Source organism: Paracidovorax valerianellae (assembly GCF_900102625.1).
GTDB classification, from domain to species: Bacteria; Pseudomonadota; Gammaproteobacteria; order Burkholderiales; family Burkholderiaceae_C; genus Paracidovorax; species Paracidovorax valerianellae.
This window is the reverse complement of record NZ_FMZC01000004.1, coordinates 198,367-222,836: the sequence shown is the minus strand read 5'-3', so window position 1 is coordinate 222,836 and position 24,470 is coordinate 198,367. Positions and strand designations below refer to the sequence as shown.

The window sequence follows — 24,470 nt, the reverse complement described above, 5'->3', positions numbered from 1 at the left end:
GCTAATTAATTGCACGCAATTTAATTAGCGCGCCAGTTGTTTTGAACAGGCCCATGCTTTGTACCTGCCGTTGCATTGATGGCGCTGCGGCCATCGCCAGGACGGCCCGAAGCGTTACCCACCCGTCACCCAGCCGCCCGCCGCTCCAGCGCAAACGGCGGCAACCCCTTCAGCAGCCGCTGCCCATACGACGTGCGCACCAACCGCTTGTCGTAGCAGTAAACATGGGCGCGGTCTTCCTCGGTGCGGATGGCGCGGCCCACCCATTGGGCGAGGCGGATGGCCGTGGCGGGCACCACCAGTTCGCTGAACGGATCGCGCCCGGCAGCGCGCAGCCATTCGGCCCGCGACTCGCCTACCGGATCGTCGGGTGGAGCGAACGGCAGCTTGGTGATGAAAAGCGACTCGCACAGCGCGCCGGGCAGATCCAGCCCCTCGCCGAACGATTGCATGCCGAAGATGATGGACGGCTCGCCATTCGCCACGCGCTCGCGGTGGCGCGCCAGCAGCTGGGTGCGCGGCAGCGCCGTCTGCACCAGCACGCTGCTGCGCATGGCGGTGGGCAACGCATCCACCGCCTGGCGCATCTGGTCGCGAGAGGTGAAGAGCACCAGCGCGCCGGACTCGACCATGGCCAGATCGGTCAGCAGTGCGTCCACCATTTCGGCGGTGAACGCCTGCGCCTCGCGCGGATCGGCCACGGTTTCGGTAGCGATGAGCGTGCCCTGCAGCGCGTAGTCGAACGGGCTGGGCACTTCCAGCGTGGTTACGGTTTCGTCGCCGAAGAGGCCCGTTTCGCGCAGGAAGAAGTCGAATTGCCCGCAACTGGTGAGCGTGGCCGATGTCAGCACCGCCCCGCGCACGGCCGACCACAGGTGGTGGCGCAAGGTGTTGCCCGGCAGGATCGGGCTGGCGTGCGCCTTGACGACGATGAAGTCGCCGTCCACTTCCAGCGTGAACCATTTGGCAGCCGGCACGGCGCCCTCGGGCGCGTCCTGCAGCAGCAACTGGGCCGTGGCGTGCACGCCCTCCAGCCGAGGCGCGAGCGCGCCGACCTGGGCGTAGAGCGTGGACAGGCGACGCGCCTCGTCGGGCTTGTCGCGGATTTCAGCGCGCAGGGCCTTGGCGATGGCGCGCAGCGCATTCAAGAAGCCTTCGGCGTGGTGCGCCATCTGGCCCAGCGGCTCCACCAGCGCCTCGGGCAGCACGCCGCCGGCCACGCGGGCCCGCGTGGGCATGCCGGGCGCCTGTGGGCGGGCGCGGCCGCCCCAGGCGGGCCGGGGCGCGCGCAACTGCTCGCCGTATACGTCCATCACCAGCCGGGCCACGTCCTGCAGCGCGGCGCGCAGGCGGGCGGAATGGTTGGGAATGTCGGCGATCTCTTCCACCTCGACCAGCGCGCCGATGCGCAGGGCGCGGCTGGACAGGCGGTCGATCCAGGTCAGGCGGGACAGGTCGGCCTCGCAGGCGAACTGGTCGAGCGCCGTGGCGGGCAGGTGATGCGCCTCATCCACCACCAGCAGGCAGTTGTCCAACTCGGGCAGCAGCCGCGCGCCCAGCGAGGACAGCAGCAAATCGTGATTGGCCACGATGACCTGCGCGGCCACCAGCGCCTTGCGGCGGTCGTAATACGTGCACTGGCTGAAGGCCGGGCAGTGCTTGCCGGTGCACGAACTGGACTCGGCGGCCACCGGGCTCCATACCTCGGACTCGGGCGGCACTTCCAGGGTGTCGCGGTCGCCATCCCAGGCGCCGCGCGCGAGCACGTCGGCCATGGTGGCGTAGAACTTCATGCGCGCTTCGGTTTCCTGGCGCGGGCGGGCGGCGCGGTGGTTGGCCTCTTCTTCGGCGAAAAGGTCCTCTTCTTCCGGAGAATGCGCCTCGCCCGTGCCGGCGAGCCGCTCCAGTTTGAGCTTGCACACGTAGCGCCCGCGCCCTTTGGCCAGCGCGAACTTGAAGGGCTGCTCCATGCGCGCGGCCAGCGCCGGCAGGTCCTTGTTGACCAACTGCTCTTGCAGCGCGACGGTGGCGGTGGAAATCAGCACCCGCGTGCCGCGCGAGATCGCCATGGCGATGGCCGGCACGCTGTAGGCCAGCGACTTGCCGACCCCCGTGCCCGCCTGCACCACCGCGATGGCCCGCTGGGGCGGCGGCGCCTCGCCGTCGGGGCCCTCTTCCACCTTGCCGAGTTGGGCCAGACTGAAGGTGTGCGCCACCTGCTCGGCCATGCGCCGCTGGCCGGCGCGGCTGCGGAAACCCTCGGTGGCACCGACCACCGCATCGAAAGACTGCAGGGCCTGCGCGGCCCATTCCTGTTGAGACATACAGTAGTGTGGCATGGCCGGGCCGGCCCCGGAAACGGTTCGGGTTCTCGGCAGGCCGCCGCGTGCGGTCTCTAAACTCCGGGGCACCGAATCTTTCCCGCCCTTCTTCCCACCGAAACGAGACCCCATGGCAAACCACTTGGCCTCCGTCACTTGGCAACGCGGCAGCGATGCCTTTCTGGACCGGCGCTACCACCGCGCACACCAATGGCAGTTCGACGGCGGGGCCACCGTGGCCGCTTCATCGTCGCCCCACGTCGTGCCGCTGCCTTACTCCGACGCGTCCGCCGTGGACCCGGAAGAGGCGTTCGTGGCCGCGCTGTCGAGCTGCCACATGCTGTGGTTTCTGGACCTGGCCTGCCGCGACGGGTGGCGCGTGGACAGCTACCACGACGACGCCGTCGGCACCATGGCGCCCGACGACCAGGGCCGCCCGGTGGTGGCCCGCGTGCAACTGCGCCCCGTGACCCGGTTCGATCCGGCGCATGCCCCCAGTCCGGAGGAACTGGAGGTGCTGCACCACCGCGCGCATGCGGCCTGCTTCCTCGCCAATTCGGTCCGCACCCGCATCGATTGCGAGCCCGTGCTGCAACTCAGCGACGCCGCCTGACCGGCACCCGCCTCAGCGGATGGGCGAAACCCGATTGCTATACATTCAATAGCAATACACCGCCGTCTTTATTGCGCTGGAGGCCAAAATGGCTCAACCTCGCGCCAGCCGGCGACGGCTGTGCGCACCCGCCTACAGACGCTGCCGCGGGGCTTTTCTAGCATGGACGCACGCCTTTCCGGCTGAGAACCATCCACAGGAGCCCCCCATGTCCACGCCCCGCGACCCCCTTCCTTCCGCCCACGTGCCCGAGCGCAAAGAGCGGCGCATCGACACCACGCAACCGCACCCGGCGCCCGACGCGGAGATGAAAGACCTCGACACGCCCGAACCCCGCCTGCCGCACGAACGCGACCAGGCCGTCGAAATGACCGGCGGCGAGCCCTCCGAAGAAATGGAGCAAGCGTACAAGGACGTTCAGCGCGGCCTGCAGGACACGGACCGCGGCAAGCCCGCACACGACGCCTACCAGAAGCAAAAGCGCTGAATCAAACCGCGTCAACGCGCGCTTGCGCGGGCCTCTTCACCGCACCAAAGCCACCTCACTCCAGCATTTCCACCCGCAGCCGGACCGGCGCCTGAACACACAGGCCCGGCGCATCGCGCAGGCGCTCCAATGCGGCCTGCACCTGCGCGTCAGCCACTGCGGGCGTGACAACCAGCACATGATCGATGGCGGCAGCGCCATCCGTTTCGGGCACCGCGTGCACGTGCAGCGTCTGCACCGGCACTCCGGCGGCTGCCAGATGGCCGGCCACCAGTTCCTTTGCATCCGCACGCCCTGCCGCCACCGGCACCCGCAGGTAGTGCCGCGTGCGCACGTCGCCCATCGGCAGCACGGCCCGGTCTCGCTGCGCATGCGGGTGGAAGGCGAGCGGCGGCACGCGGTGCGCCGCCGTGCTGTCGGCCGCCAGGCGCGCCACATCCACCAGATCGGCCACCACGGCCGACGCGGTGGGCTCGGAGCCCGCGCCTGCGCCGTAATACATCGTCACGCCGCAGGCATCGCCCTTCACCAGCACCGCGTTCATCGAACCGTCCACCTGCGCCAGCAGATGCCGGGCGGGCACGAGGGCCGGATGCACGCGCAGCTCCACGCCGTCGGCAGCGCCACGCTCTCGTCCGCCAGCGCCCGCACCGCCACGCCGGGCGATGCCCAGAAGCTTGATGCGAAAGCCCAGCGTTTCGGCGCAGGCCACGTCGATCGCCTGCAGGCTGCGGATGCCTTCGACGTGCGCCTGCTCGAAGCCCACCGGCATGCCGAAGGCGTTGGCGGCCAGCAGCGTGGCCTTGTGCGCGGCGTCCACGCCGTCCACGTCGAACGACGGGTCGGCTTCGGCATAGCCCAGGGCTTGCGCCTGCGCGAGCGCGGTGTCGAAGTCCAGCCCCTCGTCGCGCATCTGGGTCAAGATGAAATTGGTGGTGCCGTTGATGATGCCGGCCACCCATTCGATGCGGTTGGCCGTGAGGCCCTCGCGCAGCGCCTTGATGATCGGGATGCTCACCGCCACCGCACCCTCGTAGGCCACCGCCACGCCCCGCTGCTGCGCCGCCGCGAAGATCTCGTTGCCGTGCACCGCCAGCAGCGCCTTGTTCGCCGTGACCACATGCTTGCCGTGCGCGATGGCAGCAAGCACCCATTCGCGCGCCGGGCCGGTGCCGCCCGCGGCCTCCACGACCACGTCCACGCCCGGATGCGTGGCAACCCGCAGCGGGTCGGCGGTCAGCTCCACACCCTCTACCCCGTCCAGCACCGCCGCAGCGCGGGCCAGGTTGCGGGCCGCGACCGCCACGATCTCGATGCCCCGCCCAGCGCGCCCTGCGATCAGGCCCTGGTTGCGGCGCAGCACCCGCCAGGTGCCTGCGCCCACCGTGCCAATGCCGATCATGCCCACGCGCAAAGGACGGGGAATGGCGGCAGGCGCCAGGGCCTCGCCGACGGACAAGGGGCTCAGGTGGGGATCGTTGAACATGCTCGCTCTCTCCAAAACAGGCCGTCGAAACGGCCAACAAAAAACCCAGCTGCCAGGGCTGGGTTCGTTCGGGAGGGGAATGACACCAGGTGGCCGCCGGGACGGCCACCCCGCGCAAGGCTAGGTCGCCGCGGTGGTAATGGTGGTAATCATTCGAGCGTTCATCCGGGCCCGCGCGATGGCGGGCTGCACCACGTCGCAACCCTGGCGGGCAGCGCAAGCAGCGGTGGAAACGGATGGACGGCAAGACATGGGCGGCAAGTGTACAGGAGCAATTTCACCGCGGCCAGATGCTATTGAATGCATAGCAATGCACCCTAGAGGATATTGCGCCAGAGGCCTTTTTGGCTCAAAGCCTCTGCGCACGTCGCCGGTGCCGCCGGCAGCGTGCCGATGTCGCCGGCCCGAGAAAGCCAGCGAGCGATCATCCCGAACTCAGGACTTCAGCGTGGCCGCCAGCGTGATTTCCGGCACGCTGGCCAGCGCCTTGGACAGCGGACAGTTTGCCTTGGCTTCGGCCGCGATCTTCTGGAACTGCGCTTCGTCCAGGCCCGGCACCTTGGCCGTGAGCGTGAGCGCGATGCGATCGATCTTGAAACCCTCGCCCTCTTTCGCCAGCCGCACCTTGGCGGTGGTGTCGATGGTTTCCGTCGCAATGCCGGCCTTCTCGCAGGCAAAGGCAAAAGCCATCGTGAAGCAGGCCGCGTGTGCTGCGCCCACGATCTCCTCCGGGTTGGTGCCCGTGCGGTCGTCGCCGAAGCGGCTGCCGAAGCCGTAGGGGTGTTTGTTCAGCGCGCCGGTTTCGGTGCTGACCTGGCCCTGGCCTGTCTTGCCAGCGCCTTCCCAATGGACGGATGCGGATTTTTCGGACATGCGGTACTCCTTGTGCGTGGACAAACAAGACGCGATCAGAGCACGCCTGAGCAGCCTTACGGGTGGGCGCAGCGCCCCGTTGCCTGACCCGATTTGTCCTACAGCGCTTTGCCGGCAGCAGGCGTGCGCACCATGGCAATCGCATCGAACGGGCAGCGCACGGCGCACAGCGCGCACCCTGTGCAAGCGGGCGCATCGTGCAGGACCGACTGTTTTCGCCCCCAAGGCTGAGACCCCGGAATCTGCAGCGACAGCACATGGGGCGGGCAGACCCCCACGCACCAGCCGCAGCCGGTGCAGCGGCCAGGGTCGATCCGCGGCAGGGCCTTTCGTGGGGCGTTCATGAAGGGTGAGATTGGTCGAGCCTCGGTCAGGGCAGTGGATGCGGTGCGAATGGTCAGTGTGCTTCATCGCCAAGCACCTTCAGCGCCTATTGAACGAGGCATCTCGCAAACCCCATCAACAGTCGTCAAACAAACTTCCCCAGGGAGCGGTCGTCCAAAGACCAAACGGCCCTAGATAGCGACAACTCAGCCGAAGTTCTCAGCCGTTGTTGCGTGATACGGTTGAAAGCAAACCGTTAACGTTGGCACGCCTCGTTACTCCGGTTCGCCCTGCACCTACTGCCGGGTCGGACCGCTCCTACGCCAGGCCCCCGGATGGTGCGCGCAACTTATCCCTGCACGCGGAGTTCGCCACGTGTTTTCTTATCCAAAATTCAAGGAGTTTTCCATGGCTAACAGCAACCAAGGCAACAACCAAAACAGCAACCAGGGCGGCAACCAGGGCGGCAACCAAGGCGGTCAATCTAACCGCGGTTTCGCATCGATGGACAGCGACCGCCAACGCGAAATCGCCGCTGAAGGCGGCCGCGCAGCCCACGCTTCCGGCAACGCGCACGAGTTCACCTCGGAAGAAGCCCGTGCCGCCGGCTCCAAGAGCCACGGTGGCCAAGGCTCCAACAACACCAGCGGCTCGTCCAACTCGGGCTCGAACTCTGGTGGCACCCGTGGCGGCAGCAGCGAGCAGCATGCCCGCGCTGGCAGCCAAAGCCACAAGAACGACCGTTAATGGCCACCGTTAATGGCCGATGAACAACGAAGGCCCCGCGCGGGCCTTCGTTGCTTCTTGCGACCTCCACCGTCAGATGCGTTAAAAATCTTCAGCGCTGCCGCCTGGCATCTCGCAGTCCGCCTCTCATTCGAGGGTTTCGGCGTCACAGGCTGCGATCAGGTCGGCACGGTGCCGCCCCCGATCACACCGCCACTCCCCGCCGCACCGCCACCCACCTGCTGTGCATCGGCCGCGATGCGCGTCTCCGCCACCGGCAGCAATTGCAGATGGTCGTTGGCAAAAGCCGGCACGAACCCCAGCTGCCCCCGGATCTTGCGAAACGGCGTGGCGAACTTTTCCATCATCGCCGCCGTCACCTTGTCGAAGAATGCTTGGTGCGGTCCGTCAGGCGCATAGTTCGCCTCGATCTGGTTCCAGCGCACCCGCCACTGGCTCTTGCCCCGCTGGATGCCCACCCGCACGTGCTCTTCCAAGCACTGCGACTCCGCCCTGAAAAACAGCGTCAGGCCGAAATACAGAAACCCGTCGTCGCCCACCTGCAGGCGCGGCGACAGCGTGGTGCCCTCGTCGCGTAAGCGCTCCAGGCGCTCATCCAGCACGTAAAACTCGACATCGGTCGACTTCGCGCCGAGATACACGATGTAGTCGATGCGCAGGCGTTCGGCGAACACCTTGCACTCTTCCTTATATTGCTCGAAATCGCGGCACCAGGCCATCGCCTTGGTGTGCATGTCCTGAAAAACAGTGGTGGTCATGTCTCACGCTCCTGTCGGGTGGCGTCAGGCATGTGGTTGAGGCGCTGCCGCTGCAGGCAGGCGTTGCCCGATGGCTGCGGGATCCGTCTCCGCCCGGATGGACCGGGCACATGCCTTAGAAAATGGTTGGACGAGCGTGTTGCTGCGCCCTGGGAACCATCTTAGGAAGGGCTCAGCAGCAGGGATGTAGGACGATCCCAGACGATCCGACGGGGTTAGCCCACGTGCATCACGGAACAGGAATGAGCATGTAACCCCCTGCAAAGCGGGGCGAGTCAGGTTGCACGCGCACACAGGTCTTCAAACGCCCTCTGTCATTGCACTGCGTTACCTGAACCGAAGGCCTCCGCCCGCGCCTGCCTGCTTGAGCCGATCCATGTCGACCAAAAGTGCCTGCCGCTCGGCCCTCAATTCGTTCAGTTCCCTTTTCGTCGGGGACAAGTAAGGGATCACCGCTGCGATCAGTATCACCACAGCCAGCCCCCAACCTGATGCAAAGCATGAAGCGGGCTTGGGCTGAGAAAGCCTCACGGAGCGCGCTCTGCGGCCATCTGACGTCTGTGCCAATCCATGGATGACTAAACCATGCCCCATGGTCGCCCAACCATGAGGCATCTGCTTTAAGTCATTGATTTGATGCCGTTTCGAGCGGCTATTTAAACAAGATATCGGTGTCGTTAGACGTCGATATTTCCAGCCCGCAGCGCATTCGTCTCGATGAAATCCCGCCGCGGCTCCACTTCGTCGCCCATCAGCATCGTGAACACGCGGTCGGCCTCGATCGCGTCGTCGATCTGCACGCGCAGCAGGCGGCGCACTTCGGGGTCCATGGTGGTTTCCCACAGCTGCTCGGGGTTCATTTCACCCAGGCCCTTGTAGCGCTGGCGGCTGGTGGTGCGTTCGGCTTCGCTGATGAGCCAGGCCATGGCCTGGCGGAAGTCGCCGATCTTTTCTTCCTTCTGCTTTTCGCCTTCGCCGCGCAGGGCCTTGGCGCCTTCGCCGATGAGACCGCGGAAGGTGTTGGCGGCTTCGGCCAGGGCGGCGTAGTCGGCGCCGTGCACGAAGTCCTGGGTGATCAGGCTGCTCCTGACGTTGCCATGGTGGCGGCGGCTGATGCGCAGGATGGGCTTGTCGGTGCGCACGTCGAATTCGCCGGACACTTCGGCGGGGATGCCGTTGGTGGTCAGCTCACGCAGCTTGGCCTGCAGGGCCACGGCGCTGGCTTCGGCGTCGGGCACGGTGTCCAGGTTCAGGCTCACGCCGTCGGCGATGGCGCGCAGGGCTTCCTTGTCCATGAAGGTGGACAGGCGCTGGATGACGGCCTCGGCCAACTGGTGCTTTTGCGCCAGGGCGGTGAGGGTGTCGCCGGTCAGCGTTTGTGGGCTGGCGCCGCCGGTGGTCACGCTGGCGTCCTTGAGCGCGATGCGCAGCAGGAAGGTGTCGAGCGCCGGGGCGTCCTTCAGGTACAGCTCTTCTTTGCCGGCCTTGACCTTGTAGAGCGGCGGCTGGGCGATGTAGATGTGGCCGCGTTCGACCAGCTCGGGCATCTGGCGGTAGAAGAAGGTCAGCAGCAGCGTGCGGATGTGGGCGCCGTCCACGTCGGCGTCGGTCATGATGATGATGCGGTGGTAGCGCAGCTTGGCGGCGTCGAAGTCGTCCACGCCGCTCTTGCCAGATTCGACCGCGGCCTTGCCGATGCCGGTGCCCAGGGCGGTGATGAGCGTGACGATTTCATTGCTGGTCAGCAGCTTTTCGTAGCGCGCTTTTTCCACGTTCAGGATCTTGCCGCGCAGCGGCAGGATGGCCTGGAACTTCCGGTCGCGGCCCTGCTTGGCGGAGCCGCCGGCGGAGTCGCCCTCGACGATGTAGATCTCGCACAGCGCGGGGTCTTTTTCCTGGCAGTCGGCCAGCTTGCCGGGCAGGCCCATGCCGTCCAGCACGCCCTTGCGGCGCGTCATTTCACGGGCCTTGCGCGCGGCTTCGCGGGCGCGGGCGGCTTCGATGATCTTGCCGCACAGGATCTTGGCGTCGTTGGGTCGCTCTTCCAGGTAGTCGGTCAGCGTCTTGGCGACGATGTCTTCGACCGGCGCGCGCACTTCGCTCGACACCAGCTTGTCCTTGGTCTGGCTGCTGAACTTGGGCTCGGGCACCTTCACGCTCAGCACGCAGCACAGGCCTTCGCGCATGTCGTCGCCGCTCACCTCGACCTTGGCTTTCTTGGCCAGTTCGTGCGCGTCGATGTACTTGCCGATGACGCGGGTCATGGCGGCGCGCAGGCCGGTCAGGTGGGTGCCGCCGTCGCGCTGCGGGATGTTGTTGGTGAAGCAGAGCACCTGCTCGCTGTAGCCGTCGTTCCACTGCATGGCCACTTCGACGCCGATCTCGGTGCCGGGAATGCCGCCGTAGGTTTCGGCCGGGCGCGCGCCCGTGGCGTAGAAGGCGGTGGGGTGCAGCACCTTCTTGTTGGCGTTGATGAAGCCGACGAAGCCCTTCACGCCGCCGGCGCCGGAGAAGTCGTCTTCCTTGCCGGTGCGCTCGTCCTTCAGGCGGATGCGCACGCCGTTGTTCAGGAACGAAAGCTCGCGCAGGCGCTTGGCCAGGATCTCGTAGTGGAAGTCGTGGTTCTCTTTGAAGATCTCGGTGTCGGGCAGGAAGTGCACTTCGGTGCCGCGCTTGTCGGTGTCGCCGATGACCTTCATGGGCGAGACTTCGACGCCATTCACGGTTTCGATGATGCGGTTCTGCACGAAGCCCTGGCTGAATTCCAGCACGTGCACCTTGCCTTCGCGGCGCACCGTGAGGCGCAGCATCTTGCTGAGCGCGTTCACGCAGCTCACGCCCACGCCGTGCAGGCCGCCCGAGACCTTGTAGCTGTTCTGGTTGAACTTGCCGCCAGCGTGCAGTTCGGTCAGCGCGATCTCGGAGGCCGAGCGCTTGGGCTCGTGCTTGTCGTCCATCTTCACGCCGGTGGGAATGCCGCGGCCGTTGTCGGTCACGCTGATGGAGTTGTCCGAGTGGATGGTGACGACGATGTCGTCGCAATGCCCGGCCAGCGCCTCGTCGATGGAGTTGTCCACGACTTCGAAGACGAGGTGGTGCAGGCCCGTGCCGTCGGAGGTGTCGCCGATGTACATGCCGGGGCGCTTGCGCACGGCCTCCAGGCCTTCCAGGATCTGGATCGCGCCTTCGCCGTAGCCTTCGCTGGCGCCCACTTGCTGGGTGTCGATCTTGAAGGGCTGTGCTTCGCCCGCGCCGTCGGTGGAAGGCTCGGGCAGGGTGTTCTCAGCGGTCATGGATGGCCTTGGGGTCCGTGGAAACCGGTGGGTTTCCTGAATGTTCAATAAGAGTCAAATAAGCCTCCAGCGCATATTCTCCTATGGCAGTTAGCTATAAATACAATAGCAACCACTCAGGCGCCGGAGGCCGGTGCGTCAGATGCGCATGGGCATCACGACGTACTTGAAGGTCTCGTTCTCGGGAATGGTCAGCAGCGCCGAGCTGTTGCCGTCCGACAGTTCGACCTTCACCATGTCCTGGCCCATGTTGGCCAGGGCGTCGATGAGGTAGGTGACGTTGAAGCCGATCTCGATCGTGTCGCCGCCGTAGTCGATGTCGAGCTCGTCCACGGCTTCTTCCTGCTCGGCGTTGTTGGACGCCACGCGCAGGGTGCCGGGCTCCAGGTTCAGGCGCACGCCCTTGAACTTGTCGCTCGTCATGATGGCGGTGCGCTGCAGGCTGGCCAGCAGCGGCGCGCGGCCCAGGGTCACGCTGTTCTTGTGGTTCTTGGGGATCACGCGGTTGTAGTCGGGGAACTTGCCCTCCACCAGCTTGGTGACGAACTCCATGCCGCCGAACGTGAACTTCGCCTGGTTGTTGGCGAACTGCATCTCGATGTGCGGCTGGTTCTCACCGCCCGCATCGGACAGCAGGCGCTGCAGTTCCAGCACGGTCTTGCGCGGAAGGATCACCTCTTGCTTGGGCACTTCGACGTCGAGCGTGGCGCTGGCGAAGGCCAGGCGGTGGCCGTCGGTGGCGACCAGGCTCAACTGCTGGCCTTCGGCCACGAAGAGGATGCCGTTCAGGTAATAGCGAATGTCCTGCACCGCCATGGCGAACGAGACCTGGCCCAGCAGGTCCTTGAGGACCTTCTGCGGCACGCTGAAGGCGGGGCCGAACGCGGCGGATTCCTGCACCAGGGGAAAGTCTTCGGCGGGCAGGCTCTGCAGCGTGAAGCGGCTCTTGCCGCCCTTGAGGATCAGCTTGGCCTGGCTCGACTCCAGGCTCACGGTCTGGTCGCCGGGCATGGTCTTCAGGATGTCGATCAGCTTGCGCGCGCCCACCGTGGTGGTGAAGTCGCCCGTGTCGCCGCCCAGCTCGGCAGTGGTGCGGATCTGGATTTCCAGGTCGCTCGTGGTCAGCTGCAGCGCGTTGCCTGTCTTGCGGATCAGCACATTGGCCAGGATGGGCAGGGTGTGCCGGCGCTCGACGATGCCGGACACCGATTGCAGTACCGCGAGAACCTTGTCTTGTGTTGCCTTCAGGACAATCATGTCGTCAACCTTTGGTGGTTTTGGGAAACGTGCCAGGACGGCGGCATGGGCCATGCCCCCTCATGCCGTCCAGCACGCCATTTTGCCCGTGAACCGGGCGCGCTCCGTGGGGGTGCAGGGTCACTTCGGCATCAACCCTTGAGCGTCTGCTCCAGCACGTGCAATTGCTGGTTCAGTTCGGTGAGCTGCTGGCGCTCGCCAGCGATCTTGCGCACCGCGTGCAGCACCGTGGTGTGGTCGCGTCCACCGAACAGCTCGCCGATCTCGGGCAGGCTCTTTTGCGTGAGCTCCTTGGCCAGGTACATCGCGATCTGGCGCGGCCGCGCAATGCTGGCCGGGCGCTTCTTGCTGTACATGTCGGCGACCTTGATCTTGTAGTAGTCGGCCACCGTCTTCTGGATGTTCTCCACGCTGATCTGCCGGTTCTGGATCGACAGCAGGTCGCGCAGCGCCTCGCGGGCCAGCTGGATCGAGACTTCCTTCTGGTTGAAGCGCGAGTACGCGAGGATCTTGCGCAGCGCGCCTTCGAGTTCGCGCACGTTGCTGCGCACGTTCTTGGCAACGAAGAAGGCCACTTCCTCGGGCATGTCGGCGCTCTCGGCGCGGGCCTTGTTGATCAGGATGGCCACGCGCATTTCGAGTTCGGGCGGCTCGATGGTCACCGTGAGGCCGGAATCGAAACGCGAGACGAGCCGCTCGTGGATGTTGGCCAGGCCCTTCGGGTAGGTGTCCGAAGTCATCACGATGTGGCTCTTCTTGGCCAGCAGCGCCTCGAACGCATTGAAGAATTCTTCCTGCGTGCGATCCTTGTTGGCGAAGAACTGCACGTCATCGATCAGCAGCAGATCGAGGGAGTGGTAATGCTCTTTGAACTCGTCGAACGTGCGCCGCTGATAGGCCTTAACCACATCCGAGACGAACTGTTCAGCGTGGATGTAGAGAACTTTGGCGTCGGGCTTGTCGGCGAGCAGCTTGTTGCCCACCGCGTGGACCAAATGGGTCTTGCCCAGGCCCACGCCGCCGTAGATGAAAAGCGGGTTGTACAGATGGCCGGGCGAACCCGCCACGTGCATGGCCGCAGAGCGCGCCATGCGGTTGGCCGTGCCCTCGACCAGCGTCTCGAACGTGAGCGCGGCATTCAGGCGCGAGCGGAAGGCGCCCGCCACCGGCTCGTCGCTGGCCGCGGCGGCGGGGGTGGGCTCGGACGACACCACTTGGCCCGTTGGCGTGGAACGAACGTAAGTGCGGGCAACGGTTTCACGCTGAGCGAGCGCTAACTCAAGCGATACCGGCTGGCCATACAGGCCTTCGAGCAGGGCGGCAATGCGGCCGGCGTACTGCGCGCGAATCCAGTCGAGCTTGAAGCGGTTGGCCACCAGCAGAGTGACCTTGGAGAAGTCGGGTGCGACCTGGGCCGTGAGCGGCTTGATCCAGGTGTTGAACTGCTGTTCTGGCAGGTCTTGCGCAAGTTGCTCTACGCAGGCTTGCCACAGCCCTTGTCCGGCATCGGCGCCAGTGTCGTTGTCGGGGCTGCTGGAGGGTTCCTCGGTCATTGAAGGCGGGATTGTTGTTGTGGATAGGAGGAACGATTCCGGGCCGCGGATTGTACCTTTTCAAAGGGTTATCCACAACCACGCAGGGGCAAGCGGGAGCCGCCCTGAAAAGCCCCGCAGACCACGGAAGAGGCTCCCGACCATTGCCACGCCCGGACAAGCCTGCAATAATCGCCGGTTTCCCTGAATGCGTTCAGGGCAATAACGCCCGGGCCAAGCGCTTCGAACCTTATCGACGTGCCGCATCCGGAGGGCCTGGAACCCGCATCTTGCGAGTTGCGCCCGGAACCGAACCCTCAAGGAATTGACCATGAAACGTACTTACCAGCCTTCCAAGACGCGCCGTGCGCGCACCCACGGTTTCCTCGTGCGCATGAAGACGCGCGGCGGCCGTGCCGTCATCAACGCACGCCGCGCCAAGGGCCGCAAGCGCCTGGCCGTCTAAGGCCGCCACGGCACTCGGCCCGGTTCCGGGCGGGAACCCTCCCATGCAACGGTTGAAAACCCGTCCGCAGTTCCAGGCCGCCATGGCCGGGGGAACGGTCTCCCGTACCGCACACTTTGCACTGCACCGATTGGGACTGGCTCCCACAGGCGCAGCGCCCGCGTTACCTCCCGCTCCTCCTACAGGGCCCGGCTCCTTGCCTGATGCGCAAGGGCCGCAGGCCCTGTTTGCGGTTGTGGGGCCGTCCGTCGTCTGGCTGGGCGCCATGGTGCCCAAGCGATGGGCCCGCCGCGCGGTGACCCGCAACACCATCAAGCGGCAGATCTATGCCGTGGCCGCCACGTTCGAACCCCAACTGCCGCAGGCCGCCCACGTGGTGAGGCTGCGCGCCACGTTCGATCGCAAGCAGTTCGCCAGTGCCACCTCCGAAGTCCTCAAGCAGGCGGTGCGCGCCGAGTTGCAGCAACTGTTCGGCTACGCCGTGCGGCGCAGCGGCGGCAACGCTGCAGCGGCAGCGCCGGCACCCCAACCCGCCCCGGCGCCTGTGCCATGATGCGGGCGCTGCTGATGGCGCTGGTGCGCGGCTATCGCCTGGTTTTGAGCCCGTGGCTCGGATCGGCCTGCCGCTTCGAGCCAACCTGTTCGGCCTATTCGCTGCAGGCGCTGGAACGGCACGGCGCCGCGACCGGAACTTATCTCACGCTGCACCGTCTGGCACGGTGCCATCCCTGGTGCGATGGCGGGCATGATCCGGTGCCCGAAGAACTGCCCCGCGCATTGCGGCTGTTCTCGCGCCTGTCCCCTTCCGCCTCCTCCACCCCATCCTCAACGAAGAAGTCTTCATGAACGACATTCGCCGCACCATCCTGTGGGTGATATTTGGCTTTTCCATGGTTCTGCTGTGGGACAAGTGGCAAGTGCACAACGGCCACAAGGCCACCTTCTTTCCCGGTGCCACGCCTGCCGCCGTGACGCCCGTGTCGCAGTCGCCTGCCGCATCGGGTGCCGCTGGCGCGTCCACCGTGCCGGCCCCCACGGCCGCAGCCGCGCCCGCGAATGCCCAGCAGGTACCGGGCGGTGTGCCGCAGACGGCCCCCTCCGCTGCGCGCCAGCGCGTCACGTTGACCACCGACGTGCTGCGCCTGACGTTCGACAGCGAAGGCGGCTCGCTCACGAACGGCGAGTTGCTGAAATACCCGGACATGGCGGACAAGTCCAAGCCATTCATGCTGCTCGATGAGAGCGCGCAGCGCGTGTATGTGGCGCAGACCGGCCTGATCGGCGGCACCTACCCCACGCACAAGACGGCCATGTCGGTCGTGGCTGGCAACCGTGACCTGCAGGACGGCCAGAACGAGATCAGCGTGCGCTTCGAATCCGCCGATCTGGGCGGCGTGAAGCTCGCCAAGACCTGGACCGTGAAGCGCGGCGCCTACGACGTGGCCGTGAAGCACGAAGTCGTGAACACCGGCACCGCGCCCGTGTCGCCCCAGCTGTACCTGCAACTGGTTCGCGACGGCAACAAGCCGCCAGGCGAGTCGTCGTTCTATTCCACCTTCACCGGCCCTGCGGTCTATACCGAAGCCAAGAAGTACCACAAGGTCGAATTCAAGGACATCGAAAACGGCAAGGCCGAGATCGACAAGTCGTCCACGAACGGCTACGTGGCCATGGTGCAGCATTACTTCGCCAGCGCCTGGCTGCTGGGCAGCGGCGTGCAGCGCGACCTGTTCGTGCGCAAGGTGGACACCAACCTGTATTCGGTCGGCATGATCACCCCGGTCGGCGAGATCGCACCGGGCCAGTCCAAGACGGTGGATGCGCGCCTGTTCGCCGGCCCGCAGGTCGAGACGATGATGGAGTCGCTCACCCCCGGCCTCGAACTGGTGAAGGACTACGGATGGCTCACCATCCTGGCCAAGCCGCTGTACTGGCTGCTCGATCAGTTGCACAAGGTGCTGAACAACTGGGGTTGGTCGATCGTGGCGCTGGTGTTCCTGCTGAAGATCGCCTTCTACTGGCTCAATGCGAAGGCGTACGCCAGCATGGCCAAGATGAAGGCCATCAACCCCAAGATCATGGAGATGCGCGAGCGCCTGAAGGACAAGCCGCAGCAGATGCAGCAGGAGATGATGCGCATCTACCGCGAGGAGAAGGTCAACCCGATGGGCGGTTGCTTCCCCATCATGATTCAGATTCCGGTGTTCATCGCGCTGTACTGGGTGCTGCTGTCCAGCGTGGAAATGCGCAATGCGCCATGGATCGGCTGGATCCGGGATCTGTCTTCGCCCGACCCGTTCTTCATCCTGCCTTTGCTGATGACGGCCAGCTCGCTGCTGCAGACCGCGCTGAACCCCGCGCCACCCGATCCGCTGCAGGCCAAGATGATGTGGTTCATGCCGCTGATCTTCAGCGTGATGTTCTTCTTCTTCCCGGCCGGCCTGGTGCTGTACTGGTTGACGAACAACATTTTGTCGATCGCGCAGCAGTGGATCATCAACACCCGCATGGGCGTTCCGCCGCAGTTCAATCTGCCGAAGTTCCGCTGACCTCCGACGCAGCGCCATGCGCTGCATTCGCGAGAAATTCCACGGCCGCTGCACAGCGGCCGTTTTTCATTGGGTACGATGCTTGCTTGCCCCCGCGGCATCTTTCATCCACTTTCGTTAACCGACGAGGAGACTTGGCCAATGAAGCAGCAGCGTAAGACTTTCCAATGGAGCGCACTGGGCATCGCGGTCCTGCTGGCAGCGGGATCGGCCCATGCCGCAACGATGCGGTGGGCAGGCGCCAACGACATCCTGACCGTGGACCCCCACGCCCAGAACCACCAGACCACGCATGCGTTCCTGCAGCAGGTGTACGAAAGCCTGGTGCGCTATGACGAGAAGTACCAGATCCAGCCCGCGCTCGGCACGAAGTGGACGCAGGTGTCCCCCACGCAGGTGCGCTTCGAACTGCGCAAGGGCGTGAAATTCCATGACGGTGCACCGTTCACGGCAGACGACGTGGTGTTCTCGCTGACGCGCGCCATGACGCCGCCATCGAACATGATGTCGGCCGTGCAGAGCATCAAGGAAGTGAAGAAAGTGGACGACTTCACCGTCGACCTGATCCTCAAGGGACCCAACCCCGTCCTGCTGCGCGAGCTGACCGAGGCGCGCATCATGAACAAGGCCTGGGCCGAGAAGAACAACTCGACCAAGGCACAGGACTATGCCGGCAAGGAAGAAAACTTCGCTTCGCGCAACGCCAACGGCACGGGCCCCTTCATCATGGTGGGCTGGCAGCCCGACGTGAAGGTCACGCTCAAGAAGAACCCGGACTGGTGGGACAAGCCCAAGGGCAACATCGACGAAGTCGTGTTCACCCCCATCAAATCCGCCGCCACGCGCTCGGCCGCTCTCATTTCCGGCCAGGTCGATTTCGTCGTCGATCCGCCCACGCAAGATCTGGCGCGCATGAAGTCCAGCCCCGACATCACCCTGATCGAAGGCGCTGAAAACCGCACCATCTACCTGGGCCTGGACCAGTTCCGCGACGAACTGCCGGGTGCCGGCACGCCGGGCAAGAACCCGCTCAAGGACAAGCGCGTGCGCCAGGCGCTCTACCAGGCCATCGACTCGGCCGGCATCCACAGCCGCACCATGCGCAACCTGTCGGTGCCCGCCGGCACCATGGTGGCGCCGATGGTCAATGGCTGGAGCAAGAGCCTGGACGAACGCTCCGCCAAGTACGACGTCGAAGCTGCCAAGAAACTGCTGGCCGATGCCGGCTACCCGCAAGGCTTCTCGCTCAAGCTGGACTGCCCCAACGACCGCTACGTGAACGACGAAGCGATCTGCCAGGCCGTCACCGCCATGTGGACGCGCATCGGCGTGAAGACCACGCTGCAAGCCGCGCCCATGGCCCAGTTCGTCAGCCGCGTGATGAACAACGACGTGAGCGCCTACCTGTTCGGCTGGGGCGTGGCGACGTTCGATTCGCTTTACTCGCTCGACTCGCTGATGTCCACCAAGGCCGGCAAGACGGCTGCGGGCACCTACAATGGTGGCCGCTTCAGCGATCCCAAGCTCGACGAAATGATCAGCCAGATCAAGGTGGAGATGGATGCGCCCAAGCGTGATGCGCTGATCGGCGACGCCCTGAAGCTGGTCAAGGACGAGTACTACTACCTGCCCCTGCACCACCAGATCCGCCCCTGGGCCATGCGCAAGGGCGTGGAAACGCTGCACCGCGCAGACGATCGCCCGATGCCCAACTGGACCACGATCAAGTAAGCACCCGATCGACCGGACCTTCTGCAAAGCCCGCCCTGGCGGGCTTTGTCGTTGTTGGCGGCGCGGTGCGCCAGGCCCTGCAGGGGGCGTCCAGTGCCACGACGAGCGCCAAAAAGGTGGCGGCAGGGCGACAGGAGGGCGCAGCTATCATGCCCCGTTCTTCCCCCGCCCCTTCTCTTTCGATCGCCCGCATGCTGCCTCGCCACTCCGACCCCATCGCCGCCATCGCCACCGCCCCGGGACGCGGCGCCGTGGGCATCGTGCGTGTGTCGGGCCGGGGCCTGGGGTCACTGACCGAGGCGCTGTGCGGGCGCACGCTGCGCCCGCGCGAAGCGACGTACCTGCCGTTCAAGGATGCGGCCGGGCAGTCCATCGACCAGGGACTGGCGCTGTTCTTTCCCGCACCGCACAGTTACACCGGCGAGGACGTGCTGGAGCTGCAGGCGCACGGTGGCCCCGTGGTGCTGCAATTGCTGCTCGCGCGCTGCCTGGAGGCCGCTGCGCAGGCGAGCGTGCCCGAAGGCAGGCCCCGCCTGCCCGGCCTGCGCCTGGCCCAGCCGGGCGAGTTCACCGAGCGTGCTTTTCTCAACGACAAGATCGATCTGGCCCAGGCCGAGGCCATCGCCGACCTGATCGACGCCAGTACCGAGGCTGCCGCCCGCAGCGCCAGCCGGTCCCTGGCCGGCGCGTTCTCGGGCGAAATCCACAAGCTGCGCGATGCGCTCATCCACCTGCGCATGCTGGTGGAGGCCACGCTCGATTTTCCTGAGGAAGAAATCGACTTCCTGCGCAAGTCCGACGCCGGTGGTCAGCTATCGAATTTGCAGCAGACGCTGGCGACCGTGATGCAGCGCACGCGCCAGGGTGCGCTGCTGCGCGAGGGCATCAAAGTGGTGATCGCCGGGCAGCCGAACGCGGGCAAGAGTTCGCTGCTGAACGCCCTGGCCGGCGCCGAACTGGCCATCGTCACGCCCATTGCAGGCACCACGCGCGACAAGGTGCAGCAGACCATCCAGATTGAAGGCGTGCCCTTGCACGTCATCGACACCGCGGGCTTGCGTGAGAGCGACGACGAGGTGGAAAAGATCGGGATCGCGCGGGCCTGGGACGAAATCGCCGCCGCCGATGCCGTGCTGTTTCTGCATGACCTCACACGCGTGCACCTGGCCGACTACCAGGCCGCCGATGCCGACATCGCCCGCACCATCGCGCACAAGCTGGCAGGTCACGTGCCGGTGATCGACGTGTGGAACAAGACCGATCAGGCCGCCAGCCCGGGCACCACACCCGGCGCACCCAGCGCGCCCGGCGCATCCGAGCCCGGCCACGCGGCCGTCCATCTGTCGGCACGCACGGGCGAAGGGCTGGATGCCTTGCGCCGTGTGCTGCTGGACGTGGCCGGGTGGCAATCAGCGGCGGAGGGGGTCTACATCGCGCGGGCGAGGCACGTTCATGCGCTGCAGGCCGTGGACGGGCATTTGATGGAGGCTGCGGCGCAACTGCACTCGCCCGGCCCGGCGCTTGACCTGCTCGCCGAGGAGCTGCGCCTGGCCCAGCAAGCGCTCAATGCGATCACCGGCGAGTTCACGTCCGACGACCTGCTGGGCGTGATCTTTTCAAGCTTTTGCATCGGCAAATGACGTGCGGGCGAAGGGTTGCGTTTTGTAAGGAGTGGTAAAGAGTGCTTGTGCGCAGAACGCATCCGCCTTAACTTTCGCGCCACTATGAACGCTGTGCTGTCCACCCATCCCCAAAAAATGGACCTGACCGGTCTCGTGCAGGCCATCGCCCAGGCGCCGGCCGAAGACAGCATGATGAACCCCCTGACCACCGAGCAATGGGATTTGCTCTCGGGTTACCTGCTGCCCATGTCGCTCACGACGGGGCACACCCTGTTCACCCAGGGCGCCAGCGACCGCACTCTGTACTTCGTGGAAAGCGGCAGCCTGAGCGTGCATTACGAAGACGAAAAAGACCGCCTGCGCCTGGCAATCGTGGGCCCCGGCTCCGTAGTGGGCGAGAGCGCCTTCTTCTCGCACAAGCCCCGCACTGCCACCGTCCAGGCCGGTGCGCCTTCCAAGCTGTGGAACCTCACCGCGCTGCGCTTTTCTGAACTGTCCAATCGCCAACCTGCCGTGGCCTTGAGCCTGGCGATGGCGGTGGGGTCGGTGCTGTCCAAGCGGCTCGGCAACCGCCGCCGGCGTGTTGCAGCGACCTGACACCTGAGCGGCCTATCGGGCCTGTGCCGGGGCCGATACAGGCCCGAACGCCATCCGTCACCGGAGCGCGCGTTACACTCGTTTTCGGACTTTTTGGCGCTATCCGAAGAAGGCACGGCATGTCACTTTTCAGTTGGTTCAACCGCAAACCCCCTGCTCCACGGCAGCGCCCGGCGGTGGAGCCGTCCGGTCTGCTGAACGCAGATGCCACCGTGCCCCTGGTGCCGGGCCGTGGCGCAGGAAAACCCCTGGCAGAGCCCGCCGCCGAACACGCGGCCAACCGCAAGAACGAGCGCATGGAGCGGCGCGAACTGCTCTACACCGTGGTGCGCGATGCGATGGTCCGGGCCGGCGTGCTGTCTGCGGGCTACAAATTCAAAGTCCTTTCCCTTGACCAGCGTGGCCGCCAGTTCCTCGTGATGATGGACCTGGCGCGCGAGTACGGCGGCGAAACCGTCCGCCTGAGTGAAATCGAAGCGCTGATCGCCCAGACCGCCAAGACGCGATTCGACATCCTGGTGACGGCCGTGTACTGGCGCATCAACGACCACGTAGCCGTCGGCATGCCAAGCAAGGGACTCGCACCCCACGGCGTCGCCGGGCCATCGGTGCCGCACGTGCCTTCGGCGCCTGTCCGCCCACCCGCGCCCATTCCAGCCCCAGCGCCGGCACCCGTGCCAGTCGCCGCTCCGCCAATCGATCCGCTGCTGGCCCCACGCAGCGCTCCCCTGGTGCCACCGGCCCCGCCAGCGCGCGCACCCGCCAAGGCGTTCGATCCGATCGAAGCGGACGAGGTCGCGGCCTTCAAGCGGGCGCTGGACAACGCTGCGGCGGCCAAGCCGCCAGCACCGGCCCCCCGCACCGGGGTGACCACCCGTTCCGGCCCATTGCTGCCATCGACGCCTACGGGTTTCGAAGACACCGAAATGCCCGGGAGCGATGCACCGGCCCCCGACCTGAGCAATACCCAGTACGGCGACCTGCGCTGACTGCGGCCATCAGGCCTCCAAGGCGCTAAGCCGCCAAACCGCGGCAGGCCTTCAATACACGTCGCGCCGGTAGCGGCCGTCGGCGATCAGCGCATCGACGGCTTCGGCACCGAGCACCTCCACCAGCACGGCATCCACGCCCGCGGCCATGCCTTCTGCGCTGCCGCACACGTAGAGGATGGCGCCCTGCGCAATCCACCCGCGCAGATCGGCCGAGGCATCGCGCAACCGGTCCTGCACATGGCGATGGGGGTCGCCGTCGCGTGAGAAAACCCGGTCCAGCCGCTCCAGAAAACCCTGTTCCTGCCAGCCTTCGATCTCTTCGGCACACAGGGTGTCGTGTGCCCGCTGGCGTTCGCCGAACAGCAGCCAATTGCGGCGGCATCCGGCCTGCACCCGCGCACGCAGGTGCGACCGCAGGCCGGCCAGCCCCGACCCGTTGCCGATGAAGAGGCAGGGCGCCTCGCGGGGCGCCGCGTCGAACCGCGGATTGGCCACCAGTTGCAAATCCACGGCCGTTCCCAAGGGGGCGTGGGCCGTGAGCCAGCCCGAGGCCAGCCCCAGCCCCTGCGCGTGCCGCTCCTGGCGAACCAGCAGCTGCAGCACGCCATCTGCGGGCAGAGAAGCCACAGAATAGGTGCGGGGCGCCAGCGGCACCAGCGCATCCGCACATTCTTGCGCGCTGGTGAAATCCAAAGGCGGCGGTGGCAGTACGCTGCCTGCCAGCGCCTCCGCCAGCCTCATGGTCGCACCGTGGTGCTGCACCAGCGCGGCGCCATTGGCCCCGACCGTTTGCAGCCAGGCGGCGACTGCGGCGGGCGCGTGGCGCGGCAATACCTCGACCAAGGCGCCCGGGTGCCATTCGAGCGGACCGGCGCACGTCAGCGATACCTCGAACAGCGGATTGCCCAGGCTGCCAGGGTTGAGGCATTCGCGCCGGACCAGATTCCACGGCGCATACACCGGCGGCGGGCCGTCGTCTGCCAGCGCTGCGTCCAGTGCCAGGTGCTCCGCCCCGTCCAGCGTTGCCAGCGCCTCGCTCCAGCGGGCCAGCGCGGCGGGGTCGGCATTGTCCACTTCGATGAGGGGAAAGAATGGTTCGGCACCTGCATGGCGAAGCCCTTCGTTCAGGGCATGGCCGAAACCGCAGAAGCGGGCGTAGTGGCGGTCGCCCAGTGCCAGCAGCCCGTAGCGCACGCCCCGCAGCGAAGCCGGCGGGCTCTGGGCCAGCAGGCGTGCGAAGCGGCGGGCGCTGTCGGGCGGCTCTCCTTCGCCGAAGCTGCTGGCCACCAGCAGCACGCGGCGGTGCATGCGCAGTTGCTCGGGCGTGATCGCCTGCATCGACTGCACTGCAATCCGCAGGCCGGCGCGCTGAAGGGCGCCAGCGCTTTGCAGCGCGATGCGTTCCGCCTGGCCCGCCTGGCTGGCGTAGGCCAGCAGCAGCGTGTCGGCACGTTGGCCCGTGCCTGCTGGTGCCAGGGAAGGCCCCTGCGCAGCGCGTGCGGCCTCGGTGGCGCGCCGCTGGCGCTGGCGGCCCAGGTAGAGCATCCACCCGGTGATGGCGAAGAGCGGCATGGCGAGGCTGGCGAACATCACCGCCAGCCGGCCCGGCAGCCCGAAGTACGTGCCCATGTGCAGGGGGTAGATGGCGGCCAGGGCGCGTGCTGCAGTGCTGCGCTGGGCATGGCGGTCATCCACCGACACCTGGCCGGTCAAAGGTTCGATGGACATCCGGTTGCGTTCGCGGTCATGCGCTGCGTCTGCGGCCAGCCAGGTCAACTGGACGGCCTGCGTGGGGCGCGCGGGCATGCGCAGGCTGGCCTGGGTCCACGGCCCTGCCTGCCGCTCGAACGTGGCCCATACCCGCTGGAGGTCCAGCGGTGCGGCTTCGGCCACCTCCGGCAAGACCTTGGCCTTGGCATTCGTACCGGTGCCAGGCGCGGCGGCCGCGGCACGTGCCGGGCGCTGTAGGCCCGCCCAGCCATCCACCGTGTCGCGCACGGCATCGAAAGCCCAGTAGAGCCCGGTGGCGGTGAGCATGAGGTACACCACCAGCGCCCACGTACCCACCACGGAATGCATCGCCCACAGGAACGAGCGACCCGTGAGCGCCGTATCGAACGTGAGCCAGGTGCGCCAGCGCAGCGGGCGGCGCGGCCAGCGCAGGTACAGGCCCGACAGCGAGAGCGTGAGCAGGCACAGCGCCAGCACGCCCGTGGCCACGCGGCCGGGCTCGCGGGGCAGCAGCAGCCAGCGGTGCAGCGCCTCGATCCACTCGAAGGCGTCCTGCCCTTTCAGCGGGAGCTGCAGCGCGCCGGTGTAAGGGTGAACGTAGACCGTCTCGCCCCGCCGCTCTCCAGGCTTTGCTTGAAAGATCACGCGGGCCGCGGCGCCGGGCTGCGATTGCAAGGTCAGGGTGGTGATGCGCTCGTCGCCGTGGACGTGCTTGACGGCGTCCACGATCTGCTGCGGGGTGAACATGGGCCCTGCCTGGGGCGCCACCTGGCGCACCCCCGGGTTGATCGCGTCGAGGATTTCTTCGTGAAAGGACAGCAGTGCACCGCTCAGGCCGATGACCACGAGCACGGATCCGGCGGTGATGCCCAAAAACCAGTGCACCTGAAACCACAACTGCCGCAGCGATGGCAGCGCCGGCCAACGCGCTTTGGAACGATCGGCGCTCCGGACACCTGGGGCACCTTCAGCGGCCGACGATTGCGCCTCCAGGGCCAGCGAAGAGGGACTGCCGGCGCCCTCGCGGCTCATGGAGATACCTCGACAGCGAGATCCGGTGAGCCAGGGCGGCGCAGGCAGGGCAGGAAAAG

General features: G+C 66.2%; 20 protein-coding genes. 11 read left to right on the top strand and 9 right to left on the bottom strand.

Annotation, left to right across the window (positions count from 1 at the left end; translation table 11 throughout):
- Positions 1-125 precede the first annotated feature (125 nt).
- Complete coding sequence (gene dinG / locus BLT03_RS08785) at positions 126-2,324, bottom strand: ATP-dependent DNA helicase DinG (RefSeq protein WP_092742509.1); 2,199 nt, start codon at positions 2,322-2,324, stop codon at positions 126-128.
- A gap of 127 nt (positions 2,325-2,451) precedes the next feature.
- On the opposite strand from dinG, the gene BLT03_RS08780 reads away from it, so the two are divergent.
- Complete coding sequence (locus BLT03_RS08780; RefSeq protein ID WP_092742508.1) at positions 2,452-2,934, top strand: OsmC family protein; 483 nt, start codon at positions 2,452-2,454, stop codon at positions 2,932-2,934.
- A gap of 208 nt (positions 2,935-3,142) precedes the next feature.
- Positions 3,143-3,421: a hypothetical protein gene (locus BLT03_RS08775; RefSeq protein ID WP_092742507.1), complete on the top strand. Its 279-nt coding sequence runs from the start codon at positions 3,143-3,145 to the stop codon at positions 3,419-3,421.
- Between the two features lie 55 nt (positions 3,422-3,476).
- Here BLT03_RS08775 and BLT03_RS08770 read toward each other — a convergent pair whose 3' ends face one another.
- The 3 genes from BLT03_RS08770 to BLT03_RS08760 form a co-directional block, all read right to left on the bottom strand.
- Positions 3,477-4,907: a homoserine dehydrogenase gene (locus BLT03_RS08770; RefSeq protein ID WP_092742503.1), complete on the bottom strand. Its 1,431-nt coding sequence runs from the start codon at positions 4,905-4,907 to the stop codon at positions 3,477-3,479.
- Between the two features lie 435 nt (positions 4,908-5,342).
- Positions 5,343-5,780 carry an OsmC family protein gene (locus tag BLT03_RS08765; RefSeq protein WP_092742501.1) on the bottom strand — a complete coding sequence of 146 codons (438 nt, stop codon included), beginning with the start codon at positions 5,778-5,780 and terminating at the stop codon, positions 5,343-5,345.
- 98 nt (positions 5,781-5,878) lie between these two features.
- A complete protein-coding gene (locus BLT03_RS08760; protein ID WP_092742499.1) occupies positions 5,879-6,124 on the bottom strand; it encodes an ATP-binding protein in 246 nt (81 codons plus the stop codon).
- A 388-nt stretch (positions 6,125-6,512) separates the two neighbouring features.
- Between BLT03_RS08760 and BLT03_RS08755 the strand changes: the two genes are divergently transcribed.
- Entirely contained in the window at positions 6,513-6,851 is a 339-nt protein-coding gene (locus BLT03_RS08755; protein ID WP_092742497.1) for a KGG domain-containing protein, read from the top strand.
- Between the two features lie 158 nt (positions 6,852-7,009).
- Here the strand turns inward: BLT03_RS08755 and BLT03_RS08750 are convergent, their stop codons facing one another.
- The 4 genes from BLT03_RS08750 to dnaA all read right to left on the bottom strand — a co-directional run bounded on the left by BLT03_RS08750 (position 7,010) and on the right by dnaA (position 13,712).
- Entirely contained in the window at positions 7,010-7,609 is a 600-nt protein-coding gene (locus BLT03_RS08750; RefSeq protein WP_175537705.1) for a hypothetical protein, read from the bottom strand.
- Between the two features lie 677 nt (positions 7,610-8,286).
- On the bottom strand, positions 8,287-10,902 hold the full coding sequence (gene gyrB / locus BLT03_RS08745; RefSeq protein WP_092742494.1) for a DNA topoisomerase (ATP-hydrolyzing) subunit B: 2,616 nt from the start codon (positions 10,900-10,902) through the stop codon (positions 8,287-8,289).
- Positions 10,903-11,040: 138 nt separating this feature from the next.
- The gene (gene dnaN, locus BLT03_RS08740; protein ID WP_092742492.1) at positions 11,041-12,159 is read right to left on the bottom strand and encodes a DNA polymerase III subunit beta; all 1,119 of its coding nucleotides are present in this window, start codon (positions 12,157-12,159) and stop codon (positions 11,041-11,043) included.
- A gap of 131 nt (positions 12,160-12,290) precedes the next feature.
- Positions 12,291-13,712 (bottom strand): chromosomal replication initiator protein DnaA, encoded by a 1,422-nt coding sequence (dnaA, locus tag BLT03_RS08735; RefSeq protein ID WP_092742490.1) that lies wholly within the window; start codon positions 13,710-13,712, stop codon positions 12,291-12,293.
- A 310-nt stretch (positions 13,713-14,022) separates the two neighbouring features.
- On the opposite strand from dnaA, the gene rpmH reads away from it, so the two are divergent.
- From rpmH to BLT03_RS08695, 8 genes are all read left to right on the top strand, one after another.
- Entirely contained in the window at positions 14,023-14,157 is a 135-nt protein-coding gene (gene rpmH / locus BLT03_RS08730) for a 50S ribosomal protein L34 (protein WP_005798102.1), read from the top strand.
- 43 nt (positions 14,158-14,200) lie between these two features.
- Positions 14,201-14,710, top strand: a complete 510-nt coding sequence (locus BLT03_RS08725) for a ribonuclease P protein component (protein WP_092742488.1) — start codon at positions 14,201-14,203, stop codon at positions 14,708-14,710.
- A complete protein-coding gene (yidD, locus tag BLT03_RS08720) occupies positions 14,707-15,003 on the top strand; it encodes a membrane protein insertion efficiency factor YidD (protein ID WP_092742486.1) in 297 nt (98 codons plus the stop codon). Before BLT03_RS08725 ends, yidD begins: the two co-directional genes overlap by 4 nt.
- Entirely contained in the window at positions 15,000-16,706 is a 1,707-nt protein-coding gene (yidC, locus tag BLT03_RS08715; RefSeq protein WP_092742484.1) for a membrane protein insertase YidC, read from the top strand. The genes yidD and yidC overlap by 4 nt, the downstream gene beginning before the upstream one ends.
- A 141-nt stretch (positions 16,707-16,847) precedes the next feature.
- Positions 16,848-18,437, top strand: coding sequence for an ABC transporter substrate-binding protein (locus BLT03_RS08710; protein WP_092742482.1), 1,590 nt, complete (start codon positions 16,848-16,850; stop codon positions 18,435-18,437).
- Positions 18,438-18,628: 191 nt separating this feature from the next.
- Positions 18,629-20,077: a tRNA uridine-5-carboxymethylaminomethyl(34) synthesis GTPase MnmE gene (gene mnmE / locus BLT03_RS08705; RefSeq protein WP_092742479.1), complete on the top strand. Its 1,449-nt coding sequence runs from the start codon at positions 18,629-18,631 to the stop codon at positions 20,075-20,077.
- A gap of 84 nt (positions 20,078-20,161) precedes the next feature.
- Positions 20,162-20,656, top strand: coding sequence for a Crp/Fnr family transcriptional regulator (locus tag BLT03_RS08700; RefSeq protein WP_092742476.1), 495 nt, complete (start codon positions 20,162-20,164; stop codon positions 20,654-20,656).
- Between the two features lie 119 nt (positions 20,657-20,775).
- Complete coding sequence (locus BLT03_RS08695; RefSeq protein WP_092742474.1) at positions 20,776-21,645, top strand: hypothetical protein; 870 nt, start codon at positions 20,776-20,778, stop codon at positions 21,643-21,645.
- 51 nt (positions 21,646-21,696) lie between these two features.
- Here the strand turns inward: BLT03_RS08695 and BLT03_RS08690 are convergent, their stop codons facing one another.
- Positions 21,697-24,411: a PepSY domain-containing protein gene (locus BLT03_RS08690; protein WP_092742471.1), complete on the bottom strand. Its 2,715-nt coding sequence runs from the start codon at positions 24,409-24,411 to the stop codon at positions 21,697-21,699.
- Between the last annotated feature and the right edge of the window lie 59 nt (positions 24,412-24,470).